The organism is Aureimonas sp. ME7 (genome assembly GCF_903970965.1).
GTDB lineage: Bacteria > Pseudomonadota > Alphaproteobacteria > Rhizobiales > Rhizobiaceae > Aureimonas.
Window position 1 is genome coordinate 241,759 of sequence record NZ_CAJCKW010000004.1, and the last position, 25,764, is coordinate 267,522.

Sequence of the window (25,764 nt, forward strand, 5' to 3'; positions counted from 1 at the left end):
CCGATCGGGCAAGTAGCTTGGGAGGCAAACGAGCGTATTGCATCTCCCGCAATCGACCCCTCATTGCTTGCCGAACGGATGAGCATTCGGATGCCGATAATTTCCTGTGACAAGGCGTGCCGATCCGCAAGCTAGCAAGGCGCTGCGGCGCCTTCGCCGGCAAGACCCCAAAGAAAAGGGCGGGATCGAGGATCCCGCCCTTTTCTTATTTTCACACGTCGACGTCCTCAGTCGAAGCGCCCGGATGCGTGCGCCAGCATCGTGTAGACCTTGCCCGTGTCCGAGGTAAGGTAGGACTTGGTCCGGGTGTTGTCCGGGTCGCGGCGGGACGCATCCTGCAGAAGCGACTCGAAGTCGGCGATGTAGCGGTCCACCGCATGGCGGAAATCCGCGTCACGCTGGTACTTGCGACGGATCTCGTCGAACGTCTGCTGTCCCTTCATCGTGTAGAGACGACGGGTGAAGACGTTGTGCTCGCCGTTTCGATAGCGGTCCCAAAGCTCGACCGACACGTTGTGATCGATGGCGCGCGCGATATCCACTGACAACGAGTTCAGCGACTCAACGACGTGTGCCTGCGAACGGTCGATGCGGGGGGCGGGGGCTGCAGGCTGAGCCGCGGCGACCGGAGCCTCCTCGTCGCCGTCCTCATCCTCGGAAGCGCGACGCAGGAGATCCGACACCCAGCCGGCCTGCGCCTCGTCCGCCTTGGCGCTGGGAGCGCGGGAGGAGGCGGGCTGGGCGGCTGGCGTTGCAGGGCGAAGCGGCGAGAAGTCGCCGGAGCGCGCCTGGGACGGTGCGCTTTCCGCCGTGCGCCCGACCTGGACCCGAGGCGTTTCACCGCCCGAACGCGTGTCCAGCGCAAGATTCCCGCTGACCGCCGAGCCGGTTGCCTGGCGGCGCTCAGCTTCCTGCTGCGCGTCGCGACGCTCTGCCACTGCGGGCTGCGAAGCCGGGGTCGCCACGGAGCGTGCCGACCGTGCCGCTTCCGAAGCTGGGCCTCGCACATCCAGCGAACGGCCGGACTGGGTGACGATGTCCCCGAGCTCGCGCAGGGCGCGGATCTGGTCCGTCACCGCGCGGCGCATGGCACGCGTGCTTTCGCGCGTCTCCTCCGGCAGCTCGAACACGCCGCGACGAATCTCCGTACGGGCATTCTCGAGTTCGCGGCGGATGTCGCTGGCTGCGCGGCGCATCTCGTTCGTCGCGCCGCCGAAACGCTCGGTCGCCTCTTCGAGGACGCTGCGGACCGCTTCGCGGATTTGCTCGGCACTGGCCTGGCTCCGACGCTCGGTTTCCTCCAGCTGCTGCTCGGCCTCGCTGAGCGAGCCGCCGACCTCGCCTGTGATCGTGCTCGCGACCGCCTTGGCCCGGGCCTCCGCCTCGCCGAACAGCTTCTCGACGACGCCTTCGAACGAGCCGAGCATCGCCGCGATGTCCTGCGAGCGCTGAGACAGGGTCTGCGCCAGGGTGTTGAGCCCCTCGTGACGCTCGTCGAGCGTCGCCTGGAGGTTGGTCTGCGTGCCGTCGAGAAGGGCGGCCGCTTCCGAAAGAAGACGCCCGTGATCGGCGAACTTGTCGGTCAGCGCGCCGATCTGCGCGAAGGCCGAGGTCGTCACCACGTCCATGCGCGACATGGACTGGTCGAGGCGGTCGGACGACGAGGCGATCTCGTCGCCGACGCGCTCCGCTTCGGTGCGGAAGCGGCCGCCGGTGTCGAGAAGCGTGGATTCGGCGCGGGCGAAGTTGCCGCCGGCCTCGTCCAGCATTTCGCGCAGGGTCGTGTTGCTGGTGCCCAGACGCTCGACCAGCGTCTCGATCTGCGCGCCGAGGCTGCCTTGAGCCTCGACCACGCGGGTGACCGCCGCGCTGGCGCGCTCGTCCAGCGAGGACAGGAGCTCGTTGGAGGAGCGGCCGAGCCGGTCGACGGTTTCTTCCGTACGGCGCACGAATTCGGAAACGATCGAGGAGTTTTCCGAGCGCAACCGGTCCGCGACCTGCTGCGAGGTACCTTCCAGCGCCTGCACGGCGAGGGTGCCGCTTTCCGACAGGCGTTCGATGATCGGCTGGGTTTGCGTTTCGATCAGGTGGGCGATCTCGGCGTTGCGGTCGGCCAGCATCTGCGACAGGGCGCGAGTACGCTCGGTCACGGCGGAGCCGATGCGGTCGGCGCTCGAGGTCAGGTCGCGCTCGGACACCGAGACGCGCTCGGCGATCTCGTTGCCGAACGCGGCGGTCGCGTCCGACATCTGCTCGCGGACCTTTTCGGCCTCGACGCGGATGGCCGTGGCGACGCCCGACAGGCTGAGGGCGATCTCCGACCCCTCCTGAACCAAGGCGGCGCGCGCCGTTTCGGCATCGCGCAGGATATGGCCCGACACGTCGGCCGTCTCGTCGCGGATGCTGCCGGCGACGGAAACGATCTCGCCGCGAATGCGCTCGGCCGTTCCTTCGATCTCGCTCCGCAGATCTGCTGCTGCGCGCGCCAGATCCTCGTTGAGCCCCGTCGAGGCGGACCCGAGAAGGCCGGACAGGCGATCGGACAGACCGGCGAGCTCGCCGACGAACCGGTCGGCATGTTCGCCGAGAGTGGAGGTGCTGCGATCGGTTTCGCCGTGGATCAGAGCGGCCGTATCGCGAACACGCAGTGCGAAGCTTTCCGCGTCGCCGAGGAGGCGCAGGCGCGCGGCCTCTGCCTGCTCCGACATGGATGCGGCAACGGCGTCGAGTTCCTCGGTGAGGCGCGTCGCGTCGGTCGCCAGACGCTGGCGGCTGTCGCCGGACGTCGCTTCGAGCCGGTCCGTCGCGCTCGACAGGTCGGCGACGAGCTGGCCGGCCGCCGATCCGATCTGCTCGCGCACCCGGTCGGTCTCTCCGCGCATGGCTTCCACGACATGCCCGACCTCGCTCGCGATCCGCCCTGCATCCTCCAGAAGCGTCCGGCGGGAAACCTCGCCGGTTTCGCGAAGGCGGGTGCTGGCGTCGGTGAACTCGGCGGCGATCGCGGCCGTCTGGTCGGCGACCTCGCGGCGGAGGCCGTCGGACTGCTCGCGGATCTGGATGGCAGCGGACGCCACTTCCTCGCGGATCTGCGATGCATCCACCGCGAACTGTTCGCGGCTCTTGTCGCCGACGATGCGCAGGCGCTCGGCGGCGTGCTCCAGATCGCCCGACAAGGCGCCGGTCTGATCCACCACGATCTGGCGGGCAGCTTCGGCGTCGTTGCGCAGCTGCTTGGCCATGGCTTCCAGACCACCGGCGAACTCGCCGGCCACTTCGGCCAGACGCTCGCGCGCGGCCTCGGCCTCGGTGCGCATCGCCAGCGACGCGCCGCCGATCTGGGTCGCGAAGGCATCGCCTTCGAGAGCGAAGGCCTCGCGCAGCTCTTCCGTCTCGCCTCGCATGCGGGAGGCGACTTCCGCCACGCGGCGGCCGAGCGTTTCGGCTTCTTCCGTGAAGCGTGCCTGTGCCTCGGCGCCGATCGCGCGGATCGATTCCGCCGACGAGACGATGCCTTCCGCGATCCGGGCGCTTTCGCCCGTCAGTTCGTTGCGGGCTGCCTCCGACGTTTCCTGGACCGACTGAGTGACCGCGCGGATCCGTTCCTCGAAGCGCTCGGCTTCGGCGACGAAATCGGCCTGCGCGTTCTGCGAGGCGCTGCGGAAGGTCGAGCCGAGTTCACCGATGACGATGGCGATCTTCTGCGTCTCGGTTTCGAGGCCGGCACGGGCACGGTCCGCCTGCTCGCCCATGGTGGCGGAGGCGCTGACGATGGTCTCGCGCAGCGTATCGGCGATCAGCGAAGTGCGTCCCGACAGCGTGCGCTCGACATTGCCGAGACCGCGCTCCAGGCTGGCGGCGATCGCCTCCGTGCGCTGATCGACGGCAGCCGCAAGGCTTTCCGTGCCGGCGGCCAGCGCTGCCGCGATCTCGTCGCGCTTGGTTTCCAGCGCAGCGGTGACGTTGCCCGCGCTCTGCTCCAGCACGCGGCGAACATCGTCCGCGCGGTCGCCGAGCGTGGCGGCCAGCGAGCCGGCGACATCTTCGATCGCGAGCGTCAGGTTGTCCCGGCGCTCGTCCATCGCGGTGGCTAGCTGGCCGTCGGACTCCACGAGCGCTTCGCGCAGTGCCTGGATCCGCGAGTCGAGCGTCGAGACGATGGTCGCGTTGCCGCCTTCCAGCGTCGTGGCAAGCTTGGTCGCGCGCTCGTCGAGGTCGGAGATGAGCGAGGTTTCCGAGGCGTCCACCAGCTGGCGCATGGACAGGATGCGCTCGTCCAGACCGTCCAGGATGGCGCCGCGCGCCTTCTCCACCGCGTCGCGCAGCGTTGCGCCGCGCCCGTCGAGACCTTGGATCAGCAGGGACAGCGCATTCTCGACGGCGGACAGGATCGTGCCGGCATTGTGGTCGATGTCGCGGGCGAACTGGCCGGTGCGCTCGTCGAGCGTGGTGACGAGGCCGGCCTGCGACGTTCCGATGGTCGTCGAAAGGTCCTGGATGCGGGACGCCAGCTCGGAAACCACGCGCTCGACGGACTGTTCGAAGCCGGCTTCGATCCCGGCCGTGCGCATTTCGAGACGCGCCAGGAACTCCTGCCGCTTGTCGTCGCCGGTCATCAGCGCCGTCTCGAGCCGACCGATCACATCGTCGCCGACGCGTGCGGTGTAGAGATCGAGCGAACTGGACAGGCGCTCGCCGCTGTCGCGCATGAAGGCTTCGCTGGCGGCCAGGCGGTCGGAAAGACCGGCCGACAACGACTGGTTGCGTTCGTCGAAGTTCGAGAGAAGCCGCTCCGTGCGCTGATCCAGCATCCGGTCAAGCGACTCGGTGCGGGTCTCGATCTCGCGGGCCATGGTCTCGGCGCGACCGTCGAGGGCGACGTTGATCGCGGAGGTGCGCTCGGCGAGCAGCGCGTTCATGCGCTCGAGACGATCCTCGAAGCGATCGGTCACGTCGCGGTCGACGCTGGAAAGCGCAGCCTCGAGGCGGGTCGCCCGCTCGTCCACCCCATTGGTCAGACGGCCTTCGGCGCCTTCGATCAGCGTCTCGAAACGCGTCACGTTCTGCTCGATCGTCTGGGTCAGCGCCGCGCCGCGCTCCTCGAACTGCGCCAGCAGCGTCTGCTGGGCGAAGGCGAGGGACGTGTCGATATCGGCCGCACGGTCGCCCAGCGTCGCGCCGAGCGCGCCGATATGGGTATCGAAGCTCGAACGCAGGTGGTCCGAATGCGCCGCGAAGCTCGCGTCGATCTCGGAGCGCGCGGTGGACGCGACGCCGGAAAGATCTTCGCTCCCTTGCGTGATCGCGTCGCGAACCTCGCCGGTGCGAGCGGCAAGCGCGCGAACGAATTCGCTCGACGCATCCTGCAAAGTGGCCGTCATCTCGGTTGCCGAGCGATCGATCGCCAGCGCCTGACCCTCGATCGTCTGGACGAGCTGGGCGCCCTTGCCGGTCAGCGCCGTTTCCAGGGCGGCTAGGCGCTCGTCGAAGCGGCTGATGATGTCGTCGTTGCGGTTGCGCAGGAGCTCGCTCGCGCGGGTGACTCGGGTCTCGAACGCTTCGTCGACCTGCTGCAGGAAGCGCTGCGTCTCGTTCGACAGGAACGACAGGCGCTCGTCGAGACCCGCGGTCAGCGAGGCGGCGAGCGTCGAGTTGTCGGTCTGGATCCGTGCTGCGCGCTCGTCCAGCGTCTCGGCAAGCTGACGGTCGAAGGACTGCGAGCCTTCGATCAACGTGTCGGTGCGCTCGCCCAGGATGCGAAGAACCGCGTCGTTGGAGGAACGGAGACGCTCGCCGGCCTCGTCGCCGATGGTGGCGACGCGCTGGACCAACTCGTCGGAACGCGCCTTGAGGATATCCGCTTGGGCGGAAAGCGAGCGTGCCAGCTCTTCGCTCGTCGCTTCGAGGCGACGCGTCGTCTCGTCGGCGGTCTCGCCGATACGGCGGATCACGCTCTCGCTGCTGCCGCTGAGCGCCTCGTCCACGGCGCGGCTGCGCTCGTCGAACAAGGTGCCGAGTTCCTGGCTGCGACTTTCATAGGCGCGCGAAAGCGCTTCGCCGCGCTCGTCCAGAAGGGTGTGGAAGCGCTGCGTCGCGTCTTCGACCTGCGCCAGAATGCGCGAGGAGGCGCTGTCGACGTCGCCGATCAGACGGTCGTGCGAACCGACGACGGACGAGCGCAGGCGCTCGGCGTGAGACAGCATCGCTTCGCGCTCGCTGGCGAGATCGTTGACGAGCGAACGGATCTTGACCTCGTTGTCGGCATAGGCGCGTTCCAGCGACGACACTTCCGAATGAACGATGCCTTCGAGTTCGCCCATGCGCGAAAGCGCGCGCTCGACACCCTCGCCGAGCGCCGCGACCTCGCGGCGGATCGCGTTGCCGACGCTGGTCACCTTTTCGGAAGCGATGTTCTCCGGCTCGGCGAGACGCAAGGCCACTTCGGCCAGCGAGCGGCTCATCAGGCGAAGGTCCTGCGAGCGGCGAACCATCACCGCGAAGGCGAGAATCAGGAGGGCCGGCAGGATGATGGCGCTGGCGACGATCGCCAGCGTCACGCCCGCGGCGTTTCCGGCTCCCGTCCCATTGGCGCCGAGGAACGCGACGGCGGCCGCCGTCGCCAGGGCGACCCAGGCGGCTGCGACGGCCGCACCGACGACGAGTGTCTTGCGGGACGAGCGTCGGTTCAGAAGCGCGTCCGCCATGACGGCAGCCGAGCGCTGCTCGTCGTTGGCAACGGTGGACTTGAAGTCGCGAGTGCGCGAAGCGCGAGCAAGGGGCGGTTCGTTGCCGGGTTCGGACTGACGTGGCATTTCCGGCGAAACGCGCGGCGTCGCCGCAGCTGCGGTTGCTGCGGCTGTCGCCGTAGCCGCGTTCAGCCGGTCGCCGGAGGTCGGCGGATCGATCGTGTCGGCCGGAGCGCTCGAAGCGATCAGCTGCTCCTCGCCGAGATGGAAGGGGGCCTCTTCGGAAGCCGCCTCGGGCTCATCCGGTTTGGCGGGCGCGTCGTCCTCGGCCTCCGCCTGATCGCCGCTGGTCGCTTCCTCGACGGACCGGTCGAATTCGCTGAGTGCGAAGTCGATGGACACTTCGTCCGCCGTCAAGCTTTCTTCCTCGACATGCCCCTGGGCCTGCCCGGAAAGCCGAGGTTCGCCCCCCTCGGTCGACATGAAGTCGGTATCCTGAAGCGCCGCTTCGAGTTCGTTGACCGCTTCTTCGGAAAGCTGTTCCGCCGTCTTGATCTTCGACATGATCCGCCGCGCCCCGTACTCGTTACATTCGGAAGGACGGGTTCGCGCCTCGTAACCGCGAAACCACCCGCCTGATCCGTCTGCCTGACCCGCTCGCCGGAAGGCGGAACGCGGGCATGCTACTGAGCGTCAAATTAGATACCGCCGCGTGCGAAGGAAACCTTAAAAACGGGCGTTAGATACAAGTTTAAACATTTGGTTAACGACATGGCGAAGATGCCCTCAATTTTCGACATCTTTCGTTTGCCATGCAAACCGTCCGTTGGACGGAACGGGGCTCCGGCGGAGACGCGCGGGAAGCCAGCGTTTGCGCCCGTTTCGATGGGTTCGTGACCTGAAGGCCGTACCGGGCGCGAATTGGAAGGGCGATCCTACCCGAACTCCACTGCGTTCCAAACCGCTAGGGGTGCGTTGGGTGCGGGAGCTGTTGATAACCTTCTCACAAGCGGGAATCGGGCATGCTGTTGACCCCAATCCTCGGCCGGTCTACGCGCAGCAATGACCTCGATCATCTTCATCGCCCATGACGGTACACGCTACGACGTCGATGCCGCCGACGGCTCCAGCGTCATGCAGAACGCGATCCGCAACGACATACCCGGCATCGACGCCGATTGCGGCGGTGCCTGCGCTTGCGCCACGTGCCACGTCTATGTGGAAGAGGGTTTCCTCGACCGGCTTCCGCCGATGGAGCCGATGGAAGAGGACATGCTCGACTTCGCCGTCGACGTGCGCGCCAATTCCCGACTTTCGTGCCAGATCCGGGTTCGCCCGGAGCTCGACGGGCTGACGGTCAGCGTGCCCGCACGTCAAGGCTGACGCGCGGGCCTTGGCTTACCTGGCGGCGGCTACGCGGCGGTTCTGCTCTGCGTTAAGCTTGTCGCGGAGCCGGGCATCGACGACCTTGGCTTCCTGCATGTCGAAGTCGCGCTGAGCCTTTTCGTGGGCGAGCAGCAACTGATTGGACCGGCGGGTGGCGATCGCCTCCATCTTGGCGCAGTCGGCCGAGGGGGGGAGGGCGATCAGCTCCTTCTCCATCCGGCGAAGCCAGGACTTGGCGATCTCGCCATGCTTGGCTTCATGCGTGGCGATGTCCTTATGCAGCACCTTCCACATGGCCTTGGTCTGCGCATCCGCCCCGCTCGGCGCGTTCCACCGAGGAAGAGTGGTGTGGAGATCAAGGCGCAGGTTGGTGCGCTTCAGGGCGCAGCCGAGCTTCTGGGCCTGGTACTGGAAGTCGCCGGTGAAGGAGACTTCGGTCGCTCCCGCCCGGCGCTCGCGTCCGGACAGAAGCGGGCCCTTGAGGCCCAACGCCCTGTCGATTTCGGCGAAGGTGGAACCCTTGACCATGAAATAGGTCGTTCGTTCCGTCACCGAGCCGGCGAAGGCGAGGCCTGGGGTCAAGAATCCCGCCGCGAGGCAGGAGAACAGAAGTCGCCGCATGCCCACTCCCTTGAGCCTTGAAACCTCTACTCGCTACGCTACGCAGGTTACGCGTCGTTACAAGAGACGATTGCGAAATAATTGCGGCCTCGAAGCCGTTGAACGGGAATGCATTCCTTGCGCGACATCTCGATGACGACCGAACGGGTTTGGCAACTGGCCGGAGGAGCTTCGCTCATCCTGGGGCCTTGCTCCACCATCATGGGCGTCTTGAACGTTACGCCAGACAGCTTCTCCGACGGCGGGCGATACGACAAGTCGGTGGAGGACGCGGTCGGCGCCGCTCTGCGGATGATCGACGAGGGAGCGGCCATCATCGACATCGGCGGCGAATCGACGCGGCCGGGTGCCGCGCCCGTTTCGGCGGCCGAGGAGCAGGCACGCGTACTGCCGGTGATCCGCGAACTTCGCTCGCGGACCGGGGTCCCGATCTCGATCGACACCTATCGCAGCGAAACGGCGGCACTGGCGATTGAGGCGGGGGCCACCATCGTCAACGACGTATGGGGGGGGCAGCGCGACGCTGATATTCTGAACGTCGCGGCCGCAACCGGCGCCGGGCTTTGCCTGATGCACACGGGTAGGGACCGCGAGCGCGACCCGGATGTGATCGTCGATCAATTCGCCTTTTTGAAGCGATCGATCGCCTTGGCGAGGGAGGCGGGCGTTGCCGACGATCGCATCGTCCTAGATCCCGGCTTCGGCTTCGCGAAGACTACGGAGGAGAACCTGTCACTGATGATGCGCATGGGCGCACTGGCCGCGCTCGGATTTCCGCTTCTGGCGGGAACATCGCGCAAGCGTTTCGTCCGGGCGGCCCTTGGCGAGGACCGAGGCGATCCGGACGTCGCGACGGCCGCCACGAGCGTTCTCCTGCGCGAGCGTGGCGTCTCGATCTTCCGTGTCCATGCGGTCGGGCCGACGCGCGACGCGTTGGCGATCGTCGATGCCGCGCTCGGCGCGATGCAGGATCGGACGCGCTCGTGACGATCGCGTTCCTGGGACTGGGCGGAAATCTCGGCGACCCGATCGCGGCCATGGCCGAAGCCCTGCGCCGGCTCGATATGGACGCGCGGACGGAAGTGCTCGGCGTATCCTTGGTGTACCGGACACCGCCTTGGGGGCCGGTGGAGCAGCCCGCCTTCCTGAACGCCTGCGCCCGCGTTCGGACCGCGCGGTCTGCGCCGGAGCTTCTGGAGCTTTGCCTCGCGACCGAAGCTGCGCTTCATCGTCACAGGCTGGTCAGGTGGGGACCACGGACGATCGATCTCGACATCCTCGATTTCGGAGGCGAGGAAATCCATGGCGAGCATTTGACGCTGCCCCATCCCCGCATGGCGGAGCGCGCTTTCGTGCTGGTGCCGCTCGCCGAGATCGCGCCCGATCTCGACATCGCAGGCGCGAGCGTTCGCGAGAGATTGCAGGCGCTGGACCGAAGCGGAGTCGAGGTGGCGCTCGCGGGGCCCGATTGGTGGCGAGGCGCCTAGACGCTCACTTCTCGAGCGAGGCGCGTTTGACACTCTCGTCGCGCTTCAAAGTCATTCCGATCACCGGCACGAGTTCGTTGGCGACTTGCACGGAAATGGTGATCTTCAGCTTGTCCTGCTCTTCCAGCCGGGCGACCATCGCGCCTTTCAGCTGCTTGCGGTCGAGGCCGACCACGACCCGATTGCCCGTCACGTCACCCGAGACGATGTCGAGCCCCTTGCCCTTGGAGCCGTCCAGGAAAGAGCCCTTGTAGGAGGCGCCGCCGCGCGTGAAGGTCGCGGTCATCGGCTGGGAGAACATACCGACGCGGCAGGAGCCGTCGAGCGACATGCCGACCGCCTTATCCGGCTGAATGCCAGCGAGGTCACACACGAACTTGGTGCCCTTGTACTTGCCGGCGACGATTTCGCCCGGGCCTGTCCACCGGCCGAACACGGACTGGAAGAACGCCTCGTCGCCATCGGCGCGAGCCGGCTGGACGGAACCGAAGGCGAGCGAAAGAAGGGTGAGACCAAGGGCGATCGGGCGGATCATGGCGGGCCTTCGGAACGGCAAGGACATGGGAGCTATCTATCGCTCCGAACGGTTAACCGATCCTTTCTGAAGGCGCCATGCCTCCTGCCGTCGCACGTCGCGCGTTGCACGAAATCCTCAGCTGCGCTTGGCCCCCAAGTTCGTCAGATCGCTCATGAAATCGCCGATGCGAGGGCGCTGGACGCCGAGGAAGGGCAGGGGACGGCAAAGGTCCATCGTCGCGATGCCGATGCGGGCCGTCAGCAGGCCGTTGACGACGCCCTCGCCCAGCTTGGCCGACAGGCGCGAGGCAAGCCCATGGCCGACGACCTCGCTGACCAGACTGTCGCCGACGGCGATGGAGCCGGTGACGGCGAGATGGGCGAGCACGTCCCGCACCAGACGGACGAGGCCAATGGTGCCAGGGCGGCTGCCATAGAGCGCCGCGATCGCGCGGATCAGGCGAACGGTTTCGAAGAGAACGAAGGCGAGGTCCACCAGCGCGCGCGGACTGACGGCGGTCACCACCGAAACGCGCTTGGCCGAGGCCAGGACGATTGCGCGAGCCTTCGCGTCCAGAGGCAGTAGCAACTCGCGCTCCGCAAGGCGGATCAGGTCCCGTCCGTCGATGACGTCGTCACGCAGCGCCGCGAGGCGATCGCGCCCCGCCGCCGTCTCGGCGCGGGAGGATACCAGTGCGACGAGCCTTGCCACGACATCCGTCGCTTCGGCAGCGGAGTCCGTTTCGAAGGCGCGTCTGCCGTCTTCCCGTTCGCGCTCGATCGTGTCGAGGCGAAGGATGCCAAGCGCTTCGCGAAGGGCGACGCCGACGACGCCGATCAACAGAAGTGCGCTCAAGGCGACCGCGACCCAGCCCAGCCAGTCCGCGCGCGTGAAGAGCTCGCGGATGAAGCTGTCGAGCGCGAGTCCGAAGAGGATCGAGACGATCGCACCGAGCGCGCCCATCGCGAGCTTGCCGAAGGAGAAGCCTCGCTTCCGAGCCCGCACGGGTGAGCCGGCGTCCAGCGCTGCTGCCGCCTCGGCTTCCAGTTCGTCGTCGGCTTCGATGCGGACCTGAGCGAGATCGCTGAAGCTGCGAGGCTCCCTTGGTGTTGGGATCGGGATTTCAGGTGCCGGATCGAGCGAAAAGGCGGCGGGCCGTCGCGGAGGGGTCTCGCTCATGCCAACCGGTCCCCCAGGAGAAACTGAAGTGAGCGGTCCAGCCGGATATGGGGCAGAGACAGGGTCAGGCCCTCTGCCGTCTTCTCCAGCCGAGGCGGCTTGAAGCGCACGAAGGTCACGGGATCCAGTCGTGCGCCGCCGTCTCCGCCTTTCAGGACACGCCCGGCCTCTTCCGGCAGGTCGCCCGGGAAGACGGCGGTTTCCGTATGGCCGTCGAAGCGTTGCCCTGCGATCTCCTCTCCCGCGATCGGCGTTCCGACGATCACGGGAAGGGTGTCGCCCCGGTCGGCGACACTGGCTTCGCGCGTCGCGCGAATGGCGGCCATAGCGACGACTTCCGTTTCGGCGCCCGACAGCTTGGCGCGCGACACGGCGCCGTCGACGAGACGACGGACGATGTTCTCCAGGCGCTGGTGGTTGCTCCTGTGGAGGTGGTCGGCCTTGGTGGCGGCAACGAGGATACGATCGATCCGCCGCGTCACGAGCGAGCCGAGCCAACTGGCTCGTCCCGGACGGAAGCAGGCGAGGATGTCCGCGAGCGCTGTTTCGAGGTCCTGCACCGCTTCGGGGCCTGCATTGATCGCCTGCAGCGCGTCGATCAGGAGGATCTGGCGATCGAGCCGCGCGAAGTGGTCGCGGAAGAAGGGCTTCACGACCACGGTCTTGTAGGCTTCGTAGCGCCGGGCGTGAACGGCGGCGAAGCTGCCCTTCTCGTAGATCCGTCCCGGTTCCACCGCCAGCGGCGCGAAGGTGAGGGCGGGCGAGCCATCGAGGTCGCCCGGCATCAGGAAGCGGCCGGGGGGAAGGGTGGATAGTGCCGTCCTGTCTTCTCGGCAGGCCCGGAGATAGGCTGCGAAAGCCGCGCTCAGCCGCTGGCTATCGGGCTCGTTCGCGGGAGCGGCGAGGTCGATCGTTGCGAGCGCTTGGAGGAACGGTTCGGCCATCGCGGCGCGCGAGGGCATGCGCGCACGCTCCAAGGCTTCGGCCGAGAACGTCTCGTAGCGCTTTTCCAAAAGCGGGAGGTCGAGAAGCCATTCGCCGGGATAATCCACGATGTCGATCGAAAGCTTGCCCGCGCGCACGAACCGCGCCCAGCCGGACGCCGACTCGAACTCTACCGTCAGCCGCAGTTCCGAGATCGCCCGCGTCGATTGCGGCCAGACGCGCTCCTCGACGATGGCGCGGATGTGCTCTTCGTACTGGAAGCGCGGCACGGCATCGTCCGGCTGCTCCTCCAGATAGGTTCGCGAAATCCGCCCCGAACTCTGCGCCTCGAACAAGGGCAGCCGGCCGCCGTGGAGAAGGTTGTGGATCAGCGAGGTGATGAAGACGGTCTTGCCGGCGCGCGACAGTCCCGCCACGCCCAATCGAATCGTGGGATGAAACAGGCCTGCGCCTCGATCCGCCAGATTGTCGAACGCGATACGGGCTTCGTCGGCGATGGAAGGCATTCTGTCTCGATGTTTCCCGATGATGCGAGGCCACGACGCATATAGGCATCGGCCAACGGGAATCGAAGGTTCAGGGTCGGATCACGGCATGCAAATAACCGCGAAGCGTGCCGTCCGGCGCATCCGGCAGTCGGTGGATCGTGATCCAGTGAGCCGTTCCGATGCCATGGCTGGCGATCCCGACCGCGCCCCGATCCCCATTGATACAGGTCGCGCGGACGAACTCCTCGATCGATGGGTTGTGCCCGATCAGCAGCGTTTCGGCGACGCAATGAGCCCGTAGCGCGGCTGCATACGCGGGGGCGCCGAGCGCGTAGAGATCGTCGGAGATATGGATCGCGATGTCGCTCGGCAGCGCCGGGCGTATCCCTTCAAGCGTTTGTCGGGCTCGCCTCGCGGAGGAACACACGATGGTCTGGATCCCACTCGACACATCGCGAACCCGCTCGGAGATCGATGCGATGTCGGCGTTGCCGCGCTCGTCGAGCGGTCGCTCATGGTCCCTTTCGCCGGGAACCGCCCATGACGAATGCGCATGGCGAAGAAGATGGAAGCGATGAAAGGTGACCATGTCCGCTCATAGGGCCTGCGCCGACGCTTGGTCGAGGACAGAAATGGATCGATTCCCCTGATCCTCACAACCACAGGGAGTTACCTCGGTTGTCCCTCGCTACTCCCGGACGATGGGTCGCGCCCATGGGGCGCGCTCCCCGGTTTCACCAATCCGTCATGAATTTCGTTTGATTATCGAGGCTTAGGAAGAGCCTGTGTTTCGGCTGGTGCGTTACAGGCCGCTTGTCCCCGGCGAAAGCGGTCGCTATAAGCCCGGCCACGTCGTTGATGGAGGAAGCGAATGAGCGAGACCTTACCCTTCGAGGCCGGTCTTCCCGAAGACGGCCCCTTCATGAACGACCGGCAGAAGGAGTATTTTCGCAAGAAGCTCCTACGCTGGAAGTCCGACATCCTGAAGGAAGCGCGCGAGACGCTGGACGCCTTGGCCAGCGAAAGCGCCAATCTGGCCGATGCCGCCGACCGTGCATCGTCGGAAACCGATCGCGCCATCGAGCTTCGCGCCCGGGACCGCCAACGCAAGCTCATCTCGAAGATCGACGCAGCGATCGAGCGGATCGACGACGGAACCTACGGCTATTGCGAGGAGACCGGCGAGCCGATCAGCCTTCGCCGTTTGGACGCGCGTCCGATCGCCACCATGTCGCTCGAAGCGCAAGAGCGGCATGAGCGCCGCGAGAAGGTCTATCGCGACGAGTAGTTCGTCCCCATCGACGAGTTATAAACGAAAACGGGCCGCGAAAGCGGCCCGTTTTCGTTTGCCTCGATGAAGGAGCGATCAGCGACGATCGGACACGTCGATCGTGAAGTCGTGGAGCAGTCTCTCCATCTCCTCCTCCAGCGTCAACGGGCGTTCGTCCGCCGGAGAGTCCGCCGATCCGACCGGTGGGGCGACGCTAGGTTCGGAGGCCTGACGTGCGGCTTCCGGCGAGCGGGGTTCGGCTTCCGTCTCGCGTGCCCTCGGAGCGGGCACCGGCTCCGCAGGGGAGGTAGGCGTTGCACGACGCTCCTGGATCGAGGTCGCGAAGCTCTTGACCGACAACGGCGATCGAGCACCTTCGTCCGCAACCGGCTCCGGTCCGGCGAACCCGACCTGACCGACCATCGTCTGCGCTGGCTGTGCTGACGATTGCGCCGGTTGCGCGACGGGAGGTGCCGGCGGACCGCGATAACCCTCCGGGGGAGCCACGGGCGTCGCGACGGAGGCCCGTGTCGCCTGCACCGGGGTCGGCGGAGTGGAAGGCGGAGCGACAACCGACTGATTTCCGCTCGACGTTCCGGCAGCCGCGGCCCAGAGCGATCGCGCCGGCGTCGGCGTCGGCTCCACCTTCGGCGGAAGCGATGGGGCGACCGGCGAGCCGGCCACCGGCTGGTTGGTGCGCGGGGGTGCGAGCGTCGGCGTCGCCATGGAGCGGGGAGTCTGAACCGGAGGAAGGGGAGCCGCCTGCGGTGTCGAAACCGGCTCCGGCGCGCTGGCAGGGTTGGCCTTTAGCTTGTCCGAACTCTCGGTCCGCTTCACCTCGCTTCCCGTCGGCGAAACGGCAGGAGCGATCGGCGCTTCACGGGGCGCTACGCGAATGTCGGCCGGGACAGGCTGCGAGCGAGTCGCCGGAGGCGAAGCGTTCGGCGAGGCCGGCGCCGCGGCGACGGGCGCATTTACGGGGCGAAGCGGCACCGCGGCGACGGGTGTCGACGGTTCGGGCGCGAACGAGGGCTCCCGGCGCTGTGGAGCGGCTGGGATAGCCTGCGGAAGCCCGCGCGCCTGGATTTCGGCGGGCCTCGGCGATGGCGCCTCGACGCGCGGCGCCACGGGAGCTGCAACGATCGGCGCCGGTTCGGGCTGTGGACGCGGCGGAAGGCGATCCTGTTCGACGGACGGTTCGGCCGCGCGAGCCGGTTGAACCTGCGGCACCGTGAGAGACGGCGTGTCCCGTTCCGGCGGGATCGAAGGCGCCGTTTCGGTCGCTTGCGGGCGAGGGGGGATGGGAGCAGATGGAAGCGGACGGCTCCGCGCGTCCGGTTCGGCGCGTGGCTCGGCGACGGGCGCGAGCGCTATGGGGGTCCCGGCGGACTGGCCGACATCGGGAATCGGCTGAACGCTCGGCTGCGGCTGCGGCTGCGGCTGCGGCGTGCGGCGATGCGGCAGCGGACCTTGGCTGGCGCGCTCGGCCTCGGCGAAGTTCGGCTCCTGGCGCTGACGACGAGGCTGGCCGCGCACGATCCCGGGCTCCACGACCAGATCGTTCTGACCGCCGATCAGAATGAGATGTTCGACGTCGTCACGCCGCACCAGAACGAGCTTCCGCTTCGGATCCACCGCCGCCATGTCGAGAACCGCGAGCCTCGGCGCCCGCGAGCGCCCGCCGATACCGCCGCTTCCCGCCAGCACACGCTTGGCCAGACCGATCAGAACCAACGCCAGCAACACGACGAGTGCCGCCGCCAGAACCACCGTAACGATGGGAGCCAGACTGTCGCCCACGACGCCGGCAAGCCATTCGCGCATTTACCATATCCTCCGAGGGGCACCGAAACCGCTCACCGCATGAGGGAGCGTCGATCGCCTTTCATATTGCATTCTAGGGCGTAGCCGACGCCGCTCCAGCGCCGCGTCAGCTACGGAACATAGTGCCGTCGTATCATGTCGAACGATTGCGCCAGGCGCAAATTCGACAGAATCTCGTGATCGTGCCGCCTCCGGTCCTATTCTGTTCGTCACTGTCTCGGAAGGGTCGTTCTCCCGTATATGGAAGTTGAGCTGTGGACCGAAACAGGGCAATGCCGACCCGAATGAGCGACAAACCTTTGATCGACGGGCATTTTGATGGCGGTGGCGTCCGGCGCCTGCTGTTCCTCGCAGGGTTCGTCTTCGTGTTCGCGGCGACCCTCGCGCTTCTCGGTCACTCCTACGGGGCGATCGCGCTTCTCGCGATCTTCGGCATCCTGGCGATGTTCGGCATCGTCGCGATCTTCGGCCTCGCGCTCGGTTTCCTGCGATTCGGCGCGCGTGAGAGCGATGCCAACGTGGCGCGCGAGGCGCTCAACGCCCTGCCGACCGGCATGCTGGTGACGGATCGGCGCGGGCGTATCGTCTATGCCAACCGCGCCTATGGCGAGGAAACCGGGGCAAGCGGCTCCAGCGGCGTTCGCAGCCTGGAGCGGCTTCTGTCGCGCGAGCCCGAAGCGTCGGAGGCGATCTACCGCCTCGCCAACCTGGCGCGCGAAAACCGCATGGGCCAGGAAGAGTTTCGTCTGACCCGCAAGCTCGGCGGAGCAGGGCCTTCGGCGCCGCACTGGTATCGCGCATCCGTCAGCCCGTTCGGCGCGGAGGCAGATGGCTTGCAACTCTGGCAGATCTCGGACGTCACGCCGGAGCGCGAGGAGCAAGAAAGCTTCTTCAAGGACCTTCAACACGCGATCGACTACCTCGACCATGCGCCGGCGGGTTTCTTCGCCTCCGATACGTCGGGCCGCCTCGCCTATATCAACGCGACGCTTGCCGATTGGCTGTCGCTGGATCTGGCCGCCTTCAAGCCGTACGCCCATTCGATCTCGGACCACCTCAGCGAGGAATCGGCGGCGGTCCTGCGGCGCGCCCAGTCCACCGCCGTATCGGGCGAGGTGCAGACGGTGGATCTCGATCTCGTCACGGCTGCCGGACAGCGGCTGCCGGTGCGTCTCCTGCGCAACGCGACCGCTGGAACAGACGGTGCGCTCGGTCTTAGCCGGACGCTGGTCCTCAACCGCTCGCCGCAGGGCAACGACGAGAACGCGCTACGGGACGCCGAGGTGCGCTTCACCCGCTTCTTCAACTCCTCGCCCATGGCGATCGCCGCGATCGACGCCGCCGGGCACGTGACCCGCGCCAACCCCGCCTTCGCCGCCCTTTTCGGCGAAGAAACGGCGATGGGTCGCAGCCTCGTGTCCAGCGGCGTACGGGACGAGAACCGAGAGGCGATCCGTCAGGCGCTCGGCTCAGCGCTTCGAGGGCAGGCCGGCATTCCGTCGGTTGACGCCGAGCTGACGACCGAGCCGGTGCGCTCGGTTCGCCTGTATTTCAGCGCCAACGCCGATGTCGGCGATGGTTCGGGCGAGGTCGTCATCCTCTACGGCGTCGACATCACCCAGCAGCGTACGCTGGAGGACCAGTTCGCCAAGGCCCAGCGGATGCAGGCCATCGGCAACCTCGCCGGCGGCATCGCGCACGATTTCAACAACGTGCTGACCATCATCACCGCGTCCGTGGATTTCCTCCTCCTGAACCACCGCACGGGCGACCCGTCGTTCCAGGACCTTCTGCTGATCAAGCAGAGTGCCAACCGCGCCGCCTCGCTCGTGCGCCAGCTTCTCGCTTATTCGCGCCGCCAGACGATGCGTCCCAAGATGCTGAACCTGACGGACGTGATCGCCGACATGCATCTCCTTCTGAAGCGGATCTCCGGCGATCTCGTGAAGCTGGAGCGCCAGCATGCGCGCGATCTCTGGCCCGTCATGGCCGATATCGGCCAGTTCGAGCAGGTGGTGACCAACCTCGTGCAGAACGCGCGCGACGCGATGTCGACGAACGGGCGCGTCACCATCGCCACGCGCAACGTGCCCGCCGACGAGGCCGCCCGCTTCGGCTACAGCGAACTCGGCGAGGGCGATTACGTCCTGATGGAGGTTTCCGACACGGGCTCGGGCATGCCGGCCGACGTCGCCGAGCGCATCTTCGAGCCGTTCTTCACGACCAAGGAGATCGGCAAGGGAACGGGCCTCGGCCTGTCGATGGCCTACGGCATCATCAAGCAGTCCGGCGGCTCGATCTTCGTCGAAAGCAAGCTCGGCGAAGGAACGACCTTCCGCATCTTCCTGCCGCGTCATATCCCGGCGGAAACAGCCGTGGTGAAAGGCGAGACGCCCTCCGCGGCAGCATCGAACGCCAAGCTCGACCTGTCGGGCACCGCCTCGATCCTGCTCGTGGAGGATGAGGACAACGTGCGCGCCGGCAATGTCCGCGCGCTCAAGATGCGCGGCTACGAGGTGCACGAGGCGTCCAGCGGCGTCGAGGCGCTCGACGTCATGGAAGAGCTCGACGGCCGGATCGACCTCGTCGTGTCCGACGTCGTCATGCCCGAGATGGACGGGCCGACCCTCCTGCGGGAAATGCGCAAGCAGCGGCCCGAACTGAAATTCATCTTCGTGTCCGGCTACGCGGAAGATGCCTTCGCGAAGAACTTGCCAGAGGGCGAGAAGTTCGGATTCCTTCCAAAGCCGTTCTCGTTGAGAGAGTTGGCAGTGGCGGTGAAGGAAGCGCTCGAAGAGTAGGTGATTGGGTTTCCGGCCTGTTGAGCAAAGCCTGCGGGACCAAGAGCGTCGTCCGATCTAGGAAGGCTGCACTTGAAGGCGAACGCGAACGACAGGACCTAACCGGCGGAAATCCGCCGCCAAAGGCATCCACGATCGGTTGTAGTAGGCACAACGATTCACTGGCCGCGGAGCCCTTGCTTCCGATCCAACTGTGATGCCGTGCCATGCATCATTCAGCGTGCCTCGAACGAGCGGCCGCCATGGCCGCTCGTGCCGCAACCGGGAACGGCTGGGCTGCCAGCATCTTGGCGATGAGGGTGCCGGCAATGAGCCCCTCGCAGTCGTCGCCGGGTGTGCCCTCCACCTCCTGTGGAAGGATCGCGCCTGCATCGAGGATCAGGAAAGTTCCGCAACCACAGACGATCGCGTTGCGAACGCCGAGGTCGTGCAACCGTTCGGCAAGTTCTTCCTGGGTCGTATCGGGCCGCGCATCGCAGACCGATATCGCGCAAGGTCGCGGGAGCACGACGACGTCGGCATGACGAAGGATGGGGCGCAGTCTTCGAGCTTCCACGCCGGAATGGCTCATGGCGAGGAGGAGTGGGCGCGCCGGGCGCGTCGCAAGGTGCTCAAGCGTTACCTCCGGCAGGCTCGCATCGATGATCCATGCGTCGGCCTGATCCAGGGCGTGGCGAACATGGCGACGAGACAGAACGCGCGGTGTCAGACGATCGGCGATCGAGAACTCTTGGCGGTCTTCGATGACCTGCCCTTGCGTATCCAACCGTGTCGTGCGCCGGGCGCCCAAGCGATCGAGCCAGACGATGCGACCGTCGAGAATGCCGGCTTCGACCAGAGCCTCACCCACGACGTCGGCTTCCTCGTCCCCGCCGCAAGCGCTGACGAGATGGGCCGAGATGCCGGACGCGCAAAGCACCCGTGCCGCATGGAAACAGTGGCCGGACGCCCGCACATGACGCTGAACCGGCACCGCATTCTCGATACCGGCGACTTCCGTATGGTGCGGGTAGGCGAGCCCGACAAGCACGACGGAGCGGGACTTTGGAATCCGTGTCATCCGTTTGTCGATGCCACCTGACGGGTGATCGAAAACCATCTCCTCATCCCATTCGAGCGGAGAACAAATCAGGATCAGAGCTTGCGGAATGAGAACAAAAAGGGTACATCAATCCCAGCCAACCGCATTGCAGCTCATTCTTCCTCGTGGAATAAGGTCTTGCCCTCATGGCCCAGAATTCACTCCGTCTCGTTGAGGATACATCGGTGGACAAGAACAAGGCGCTCGATGCAGCGCTGTCGCAGATCGAGCGGGCTTTCGGCAAGGGCTCCATCATGCGGCTCGGCGCAACCGAGAAGCTCGATATCGATACGGTGTCCACGGGTTCGCTCGGTCTCGATATCGCACTTGGCGTAGGCGGCTTGCCGAAGGGGCGCATCGTCGAGATCTATGGGCCTGAGTCGTCCGGCAAGACGACGCTGGCGCTTCACACCGTGGCCGAAGCTCAGAAGGCTGGCGGTGTCTGCGCCTTCGTCGATGCGGAGCATGCGCTGGATCCGGTCTATGCGCGCAAGCTCGGCGTCGATCTGGATGGTCTCCTGATCTCGCAGCCCGATACCGGCGAGCAGGCGCTTGAGATCGTCGACACGCTGGTTCGTTCGGGCGCGATCGACGTTCTCGTGGTCGATTCCGTCGCGGCCCTGACGCCGCGCGCCGAAATCGAAGGCGAGATGGGCGACTCGCTGCCGGGCATGCAGGCGCGCCTGATGAGCCAGGCGCTGCGCAAGCTGACGGGGTCGATCTCGCGCTCCAAGTGCATGGTCATCTTCATCAACCAGATCCGCATGAAGATCGGTGTCATGTTCGGCTCGCCCGAGACGACGACCGGTGGTAACGCGCTGAAGTTCTACGCCTCGGTCCGCCTCGACATCCGCCGGATCGGCGCGATCAAGGAGCGCGAGGAGGTTACGGGCAACCAGACCCGCGTCAAGGTCGTCAAGAACAAGCTTGCGCCTCCGTTCAAGCAGGTCGAGTTCGACATCATGTACGGCGAGGGCGTGTCGAAGGTCGGCGAACTCGTGGATCTCGGCGTGAAGTCGGGCATTGTCGAGAAGTCCGGCGCCTGGTTCTCCTACAACTCCCAGCGCCTCGGCCAGGGCCGCGAGAACTCCAAACAGTTCCTGCGGGACAACCCGGCGGTCGCATCGGAAATCGAAGCCGCCATCCGCCAGAACGCCGGCTTGATCGCCGAGAAGCTTCTGGAGAACGGCGGGCCGGACCCGAGCGACGACGCCGAGTGATCGATCAGGAGAAAGCGCCGAAAGGCGCTTTTTTCTTGTCTACCGTTTTCGATGGGTCGACGTCCTCGACCGAAGGGCGAGTGGTCATTCGGCGTCCCCAGCCCACTTCCTTCTCAAGTCTGCCTTGATTTCCGCCCACGTTGATGGGCGGGTCTCGCTTGTGGAGGATGTTCGCATGGATCTCTTTGCCGGTATCGACGGCACCGGGCCGATCAGCAATCCGACCTATGCCGCACAGTTCGCCCATAGTTTCGTCAACCGCCTCCATTCTCGCGGTGGTTGGGGAAAGAGCTACTATCTGCGTGGCCCCAATATGGATGGGCAGGACACACGACAGCTGTCCCGAATGATCCTGCGTGAAGTGGAGGGCGATCTCCATCGCACCTCGGCGCGCAAGGTTTCGCGCGTCTTCCTGGCCGGCTACAGCCGTGGTGGCGCGGCGGTGATCCGCGTGTGCCGCGAACTCGCCCAACATGGACACGTGGTGGACGGGCTGATCCTCTTCGATGCGGTGGACCGTTCGCTGACGGTCGCCGCCGATCGCATTCCTTCCAACGTGCGCAATTGCTACCACGCGCGCCGCCACCCAAGCGCGTTGTCGCGCAACTGGTGGCACAATTGCGGAAATGGGCCGGAGAACGGTGCCCGAACGAACTACGTCCAGGAATATTTCCTGTGCACGCATGGCGCGATGGGCGGCATGCCATGGCTCACGGCCGATACCGATGGGAAGATCAACGAAGCGATGACGGACCGCACCGTGTCCGGCCGCCTGCTTCAGGCCGGACCCTTGTCTCTGCCGTTCGTGATCGCCAACGAGGCGCACCGGCTCGCCAGCAAGACGAACATCACGATCGAAGAAGATCGAAAGGCGTCCGCGCGCGTCTTCGTGGCTGCCAACACGTTTCTGACCTCGCTTCGTGCGGCGCGCGTCGCCGCTGCCTGAACGTCCGCCCGCCGCCCCTTGGCAACAGGGCCCGGGTCTCTCCGCTTCCTCGAAACCCGGACCATGGACAGGTTTTCGGGCGCTCGCTAAAAGGCGGCTGCGGCAGCGTTTCCCGCCGACCGCTTCTCTTCGAGCGTAGGACTATTCCATGAGCGGCGTGAACGATATCCGGTCGACGTTCCTTCAGTATTTCGCGAAGAACGGACATGAGCCGGTCGCCTCGTCCCCGCTGGTGCCGCGCAACGATCCGACCCTGATGTTCACGAACGCTGGCATGGTTCAGTTTAAGAACGTCTTCACGGGTCTGGAAAAGCGCGACTATTCGCGCGCCACCACCGCGCAGAAGGTCGTGCGTGCCGGCGGCAAGCACAACGATCTCGACAATGTCGGCTACACCGCGCGCCATCACACCTTCTTCGAGATGCTCGGTAATTTCTCGTTCGGCGACTACTTCAAGGAGGAGGCGATCAGCCTCGCCTGGAACCTGGTCACCAAGGAGTTCGCGCTCGACCAGTCGCGCCTGCTCGTCACCGTTTATTCGGAGGACGAGGAGGCTGCGCGCCTCTGGAAGTCGATCGCCGGCTTCTCCGACGACCGGATCATCCGCATCCCGACCTCGGACAACTTCTGGACCATGGGCGAGACCGGCCCCTGCGGTCCGTGCTCGGAGATCTTCTACGACCAGGGCGATCAGGTCTGGGGCGGTCCCCCGGGCTCGGCGGAGGAGGACGGAGACCGGTTCCTGGAGTTCTGGAACCTCGTCTTCATGCAGTACGAGCAGGTCGGCCCCGGCCAGCGCCACGATCTGCCACGCCCGTCGATCGACACCGGCATGGGCCTCGAGCGCATGGCGGCGATCCTGCAGGGCGTTCAGTCGAACTACGAGATCGATCTCTTTAAGCGCCTGATCGCAGCGGTCGAGGACGCCATCGGCTCGCGCGCCGAGGGCGACGCCCTGGCGTCGCACCGCGTGATCGCGGACCATCTGCGCGCCACCGCCTTCCTGATCGCCGACGGCGTCCTTCCGTCGAACGAGGGACGCGGCTATGTGCTCCGCCGCATCATGCGCCGCGCCATGCGCCATGCGAAGCTGCTGGGCGCGCGGGAACCGGTGCTCTACAAGCTTCTGCCCACGCTCGTCTCCGAGATGGGCCGCGCCTATCCCGAGCTGGTGCGCGGCGAGGCGCTGACCTCCGAGACGCTGAAGTTGGAGGAAAAGCGCTTCCTGACGACGCTCGATCGCGGGCTCGTCCTTCTGAACGAAGCGTCGCAGAGCCTGAACCAGGGCGACAGCCTCGACGGTGAAGTCGCCTTCAAGCTCTACGACACCTACGGCTTCCCGCTCGACCTGACGCAGGACGCGCTTCGCGCGCGCGGTGTCGGCGTCGATCTCGGCAGCTTCCAGGCCGCGATGGAGCGGCAGAAGGCCGAAGCGCGTGCAAGCTGGGTCGGGTCGGGCGAAGCGGCCGCCGAAACCGTCTGGTTCGCCATCCGCGAGCGCGAGGGTGCAACCGAGTTCCTCGGCTACGACACGGAAACGGCCGAAGGCGAAGTGCGCGCCATCGTGCGCGACGGCGCCGAGATCGAGAGCGCGGCCGCTGGAACGGAAGCGGCGGTGATCCTGAACCAGACGCCGTTCTACGGCGAATCCGGCGGTCAGGTGGGCGATACCGGCGTGCTGCGCGGTGAGGGCGTCGTGTTCGAGGTGTCCGACACGCAGAAGGTCGCGAACGGCCTCTTCATCCATCGCGGCCGGGTCGCCGAGGGCACGCTCAGGAAGGGCGCCGCACTGGAGCTCGTGGTGGACCGCGAGCGTCGGGGCAAGATCCGCGCCAACCATTCCGCGACGCACCTCCTCCACGAGGGCCTTCGCGAAGTGTTGGGCACCCATGTCGCGCAGAAGGGCTCGATGGTCTCGCCCGAGCGCCTGCGCTTCGACTTCTCTCACCCCAAGCCGATGGACGCGAAGGAACTGGCGCGCGTCGAGACGCTGGCGAATGCCGTCGTCCTCGAGAACGCGCCGGTCGAAACGCGCCTCATGGCCGTGGACGACGCGATCGCGCTCGGCGCCATGGCGCTGTTCGGAGAGAAGTACGGCGACGAAGTGCGCGTCGTCTCCATGGGCGGTGCAAAGGACGGCAGCGGCAAGGCTGCCTATTCGATCGAGCTTTGCGGCGGCACCCATGCACGCGCGACGGGCGATATCGGCTTGGTTCATATCCTGTCCGAAAGCGCGGTCGGTGCAGGCGTTCGCCGTGTCGAAGCGCTGACGGGGCGCGCGGCTCTGGACTACTTGCTGGAGCAGGACGCGCGCGTTCGCCGCGTCGCGTCTTCGCTGAAAGTCGGGGCGTCGGAGATCGCGGATCGCGTCGAGGCTCTGGTCGAGGAGCGCCGACGCCTCGAGCGCGAACTCGCCGAGGCCAAGAAGCGTCTGGCCTTGGCCGGTGACGGATCCGCATCCGCCGCCGCGCCGAAGGAGGTCGGTGGCGTCTCTTTCCTCGGACGCGTTCTCGAAGGCGTGGCCGCCAAGGATCTGAAGGGGATGGTGGACGAGGCGAAGGCGGGGCTCGGCTCCGGCATCGTCGCGTTCATCGGCGTCGCGGACGGCAAGGCGAGCGTCGTCGTCGGCGTGACGCCCGACCTGACGGAGCGCTTCAGCGCGGTGGATCTGGTTCGCACGGCGTCGGAGGCGATCGGCGGCAAGGGCGGCGGTGGCCGGCCCGACATGGCGCAGGCCGGTGGCCCGGACGGCGAGCGCGCCGATCAAGCCATATCGGCGATCGAGGCTCGTCTCGCTGCCTGAATATCGATCGTGATCCAAACGAAGAAGGGGCGTCCAGCGGCGCCCCTTTTCTTCGTTAGTCGGCATATTCGGGGAAGGATGCCACTTCGGCCGCCGAGGTGGTCAGCGTCAGGCGTGCGCCATCCGGCGAAAAGCGGTCGATCGGAATGACCTTCTTGCCGGTGAAGCCGGTCGTCGCGCCGTCGAAGTCCACCACGAGTGCGACGGGCGTGTTCGCGTCGGTGCCCAGCACCTCGTCGACCTCGCCGAGTTCCACTCCGTCGCCGCTTTTCAGAACCTTCGCGTCCTCCACCGCATCGACGGTCTTGTTCCAGGGCATGAGCACCACGTTGTCGTTGACTTCGACAAGGGCGGCGTTCTGCGCCTGGGCGGCCACCCCGGACAGGAGGACAGCGGTGGCGGCGGCAAATAGCATACGCTTCATTCGAAGGGCTCCGTTGGGATTGATGGACCCCTAACGGAAGGCCGGAACGCTGGTTCCCCTCAGCGAATGCAGCAGCCCAACACGAA

The 25,764-nt window shown here is 66.3% G+C and carries 17 protein-coding genes; 8 read left to right on the forward strand and 9 right to left on the reverse strand.

What is annotated here, in order from left to right; genetic code table 11:
- Nucleotides 1–227: 227 nt before the first annotated feature.
- Nucleotides 228–7,250, reverse strand: coding sequence for a hypothetical protein (locus H7A85_RS09910; protein ID WP_244631083.1), 7,023 nt, complete (start codon nucleotides 7,248–7,250; stop codon nucleotides 228–230).
- A 498-nt stretch (nucleotides 7,251–7,748) separates the two neighbouring features.
- On the opposite strand from H7A85_RS09910, the gene H7A85_RS09920 reads away from it, so the two are divergent.
- Nucleotides 7,749–8,069, forward strand: a complete 321-nt coding sequence (locus H7A85_RS09920; RefSeq protein ID WP_182085764.1) for a 2Fe-2S iron-sulfur cluster-binding protein — start codon at nucleotides 7,749–7,751, stop codon at nucleotides 8,067–8,069.
- Between the two features lie 15 nt (nucleotides 8,070–8,084).
- Here the strand turns inward: H7A85_RS09920 and H7A85_RS09925 are convergent, their stop codons facing one another.
- Nucleotides 8,085–8,693, reverse strand: coding sequence for a DUF922 domain-containing protein (locus H7A85_RS09925; RefSeq protein ID WP_182085765.1), 609 nt, complete (start codon nucleotides 8,691–8,693; stop codon nucleotides 8,085–8,087).
- A gap of 132 nt (nucleotides 8,694–8,825) precedes the next feature.
- Between H7A85_RS09925 and folP the strand changes: the two genes are divergently transcribed.
- Nucleotides 8,826–9,680 (forward strand): dihydropteroate synthase, encoded by an 855-nt coding sequence (gene folP / locus H7A85_RS09930; RefSeq protein WP_182085848.1) that lies wholly within the window; start codon nucleotides 8,826–8,828, stop codon nucleotides 9,678–9,680.
- A complete protein-coding gene (gene folK / locus H7A85_RS09935) occupies nucleotides 9,677–10,180 on the forward strand; it encodes a 2-amino-4-hydroxy-6-hydroxymethyldihydropteridine diphosphokinase (protein WP_182085766.1) in 504 nt (167 codons plus the stop codon). The genes folP and folK overlap by 4 nt, the downstream gene beginning before the upstream one ends.
- Nucleotides 10,181–10,184: 4 nt before the next feature.
- Here the strand turns inward: folK and H7A85_RS09940 are convergent, their stop codons facing one another.
- The 4 genes from H7A85_RS09940 to H7A85_RS09955 form a co-directional block, all read right to left on the reverse strand.
- On the reverse strand, nucleotides 10,185–10,715 hold the full coding sequence (locus H7A85_RS09940) for a hypothetical protein (protein WP_182085767.1): 531 nt from the start codon (nucleotides 10,713–10,715) through the stop codon (nucleotides 10,185–10,187).
- A gap of 117 nt (nucleotides 10,716–10,832) precedes the next feature.
- Complete coding sequence (locus H7A85_RS09945) at nucleotides 10,833–11,876, reverse strand: TIGR01620 family protein (RefSeq protein ID WP_182085768.1); 1,044 nt, start codon at nucleotides 11,874–11,876, stop codon at nucleotides 10,833–10,835.
- Complete coding sequence (locus H7A85_RS09950; RefSeq protein ID WP_182085769.1) at nucleotides 11,873–13,327, reverse strand: YcjX family protein; 1,455 nt, start codon at nucleotides 13,325–13,327, stop codon at nucleotides 11,873–11,875. Before H7A85_RS09950 ends, H7A85_RS09945 begins: the two co-directional genes overlap by 4 nt.
- 70 nt (nucleotides 13,328–13,397) lie before the next feature.
- On the reverse strand, nucleotides 13,398–13,898 hold the full coding sequence (locus tag H7A85_RS09955) for a histidine phosphatase family protein (protein ID WP_182085770.1): 501 nt from the start codon (nucleotides 13,896–13,898) through the stop codon (nucleotides 13,398–13,400).
- A gap of 282 nt (nucleotides 13,899–14,180) precedes the next feature.
- Here H7A85_RS09955 and dksA point away from each other — a divergent pair, with 282 nt between their 5' ends.
- The gene (dksA, locus tag H7A85_RS09960; protein WP_182085771.1) at nucleotides 14,181–14,597 is read left to right on the forward strand and encodes an RNA polymerase-binding protein DksA; all 417 of its coding nucleotides are present in this window, start codon (nucleotides 14,181–14,183) and stop codon (nucleotides 14,595–14,597) included.
- A gap of 78 nt (nucleotides 14,598–14,675) precedes the next feature.
- Here dksA and H7A85_RS09965 read toward each other — a convergent pair whose 3' ends face one another.
- Nucleotides 14,676–16,403: a flagellar biosynthetic protein FliO gene (locus H7A85_RS09965; protein ID WP_182085772.1), complete on the reverse strand. Its 1,728-nt coding sequence runs from the start codon at nucleotides 16,401–16,403 to the stop codon at nucleotides 14,676–14,678.
- A 284-nt stretch (nucleotides 16,404–16,687) separates the two neighbouring features.
- On the opposite strand from H7A85_RS09965, the gene H7A85_RS09970 reads away from it, so the two are divergent.
- Nucleotides 16,688–19,204, forward strand: coding sequence for a PAS domain-containing sensor histidine kinase (locus H7A85_RS09970; protein WP_182085773.1), 2,517 nt, complete (start codon nucleotides 16,688–16,690; stop codon nucleotides 19,202–19,204).
- Between the two features lie 211 nt (nucleotides 19,205–19,415).
- Here the strand turns inward: H7A85_RS09970 and H7A85_RS09975 are convergent, their stop codons facing one another.
- Nucleotides 19,416–20,264 carry a hypothetical protein gene (locus tag H7A85_RS09975; protein ID WP_182085774.1) on the reverse strand — a complete coding sequence of 283 codons (849 nt, stop codon included), beginning with the start codon at nucleotides 20,262–20,264 and terminating at the stop codon, nucleotides 19,416–19,418.
- 167 nt (nucleotides 20,265–20,431) lie between these two features.
- Here H7A85_RS09975 and recA point away from each other — a divergent pair, with 167 nt between their 5' ends.
- From recA to alaS, 3 genes are all read left to right on the forward strand, one after another.
- On the forward strand, nucleotides 20,432–21,505 hold the full coding sequence (recA, locus tag H7A85_RS09980; RefSeq protein ID WP_182085775.1) for a recombinase RecA: 1,074 nt from the start codon (nucleotides 20,432–20,434) through the stop codon (nucleotides 21,503–21,505).
- Between the two features lie 175 nt (nucleotides 21,506–21,680).
- The gene (locus tag H7A85_RS09985; RefSeq protein WP_182085776.1) at nucleotides 21,681–22,451 is read left to right on the forward strand and encodes a hypothetical protein; all 771 of its coding nucleotides are present in this window, start codon (nucleotides 21,681–21,683) and stop codon (nucleotides 22,449–22,451) included.
- A gap of 148 nt (nucleotides 22,452–22,599) precedes the next feature.
- A complete protein-coding gene (gene alaS / locus H7A85_RS09990) occupies nucleotides 22,600–25,254 on the forward strand; it encodes an alanine--tRNA ligase (protein WP_182085777.1) in 2,655 nt (884 codons plus the stop codon).
- Nucleotides 25,255–25,309: 55 nt separating this feature from the next.
- Here the strand turns inward: alaS and H7A85_RS09995 are convergent, their stop codons facing one another.
- On the reverse strand, nucleotides 25,310–25,678 hold the full coding sequence (locus H7A85_RS09995; protein WP_182085778.1) for a hypothetical protein: 369 nt from the start codon (nucleotides 25,676–25,678) through the stop codon (nucleotides 25,310–25,312).
- Nucleotides 25,679–25,764 lie beyond the last annotated feature (86 nt).

Excerpts from the sequence above, each read along its gene's own strand:
- H7A85_RS09910 (WP_244631083.1), bottom strand. The coding sequence starts at position 7,250 with ATGTCGAAGATCAAGACGGCGGAACAGCTTTCCGAAGAAGCGGTCAAC.
- H7A85_RS09920 (WP_182085764.1), top strand. The coding sequence starts at position 7,749 with ATGACCTCGATCATCTTCATCGCCCATGACGGTACACGCTACGACGTC.
- H7A85_RS09925 (WP_182085765.1), bottom strand. The coding sequence starts at position 8,693 with ATGCGGCGACTTCTGTTCTCCTGCCTCGCGGCGGGATTCTTGACCCCA.
- folP (WP_182085848.1), top strand. The coding sequence starts at position 8,826 with ATGACGACCGAACGGGTTTGGCAACTGGCCGGAGGAGCTTCGCTCATC.
- H7A85_RS09940 (WP_182085767.1), bottom strand. The coding sequence starts at position 10,715 with ATGATCCGCCCGATCGCCCTTGGTCTCACCCTTCTTTCGCTCGCCTTC.
- H7A85_RS09945 (WP_182085768.1), bottom strand. The coding sequence starts at position 11,876 with ATGAGCGAGACCCCTCCGCGACGGCCCGCCGCCTTTTCGCTCGATCCG.
- H7A85_RS09950 (WP_182085769.1), bottom strand. The coding sequence starts at position 13,327 with ATGCCTTCCATCGCCGACGAAGCCCGTATCGCGTTCGACAATCTGGCG.
- H7A85_RS09955 (WP_182085770.1), bottom strand. The coding sequence starts at position 13,898 with ATGGTCACCTTTCATCGCTTCCATCTTCTTCGCCATGCGCATTCGTCA.
- dksA (WP_182085771.1), top strand. The coding sequence starts at position 14,181 with ATGAGCGAGACCTTACCCTTCGAGGCCGGTCTTCCCGAAGACGGCCCC.
- H7A85_RS09965 (WP_182085772.1), bottom strand. The coding sequence starts at position 16,403 with ATGCGCGAATGGCTTGCCGGCGTCGTGGGCGACAGTCTGGCTCCCATC.
- H7A85_RS09970 (WP_182085773.1), top strand. The coding sequence starts at position 16,688 with ATGAGCGACAAACCTTTGATCGACGGGCATTTTGATGGCGGTGGCGTC.
- H7A85_RS09975 (WP_182085774.1), bottom strand. The coding sequence starts at position 20,264 with ATGACACGGATTCCAAAGTCCCGCTCCGTCGTGCTTGTCGGGCTCGCC.
- recA (WP_182085775.1), top strand. The coding sequence starts at position 20,432 with ATGGCCCAGAATTCACTCCGTCTCGTTGAGGATACATCGGTGGACAAG.
- H7A85_RS09985 (WP_182085776.1), top strand. The coding sequence starts at position 21,681 with ATGGATCTCTTTGCCGGTATCGACGGCACCGGGCCGATCAGCAATCCG.
- alaS (WP_182085777.1), top strand. The coding sequence starts at position 22,600 with ATGAGCGGCGTGAACGATATCCGGTCGACGTTCCTTCAGTATTTCGCG.
- H7A85_RS09995 (WP_182085778.1), bottom strand. The coding sequence starts at position 25,678 with ATGAAGCGTATGCTATTTGCCGCCGCCACCGCTGTCCTCCTGTCCGGG.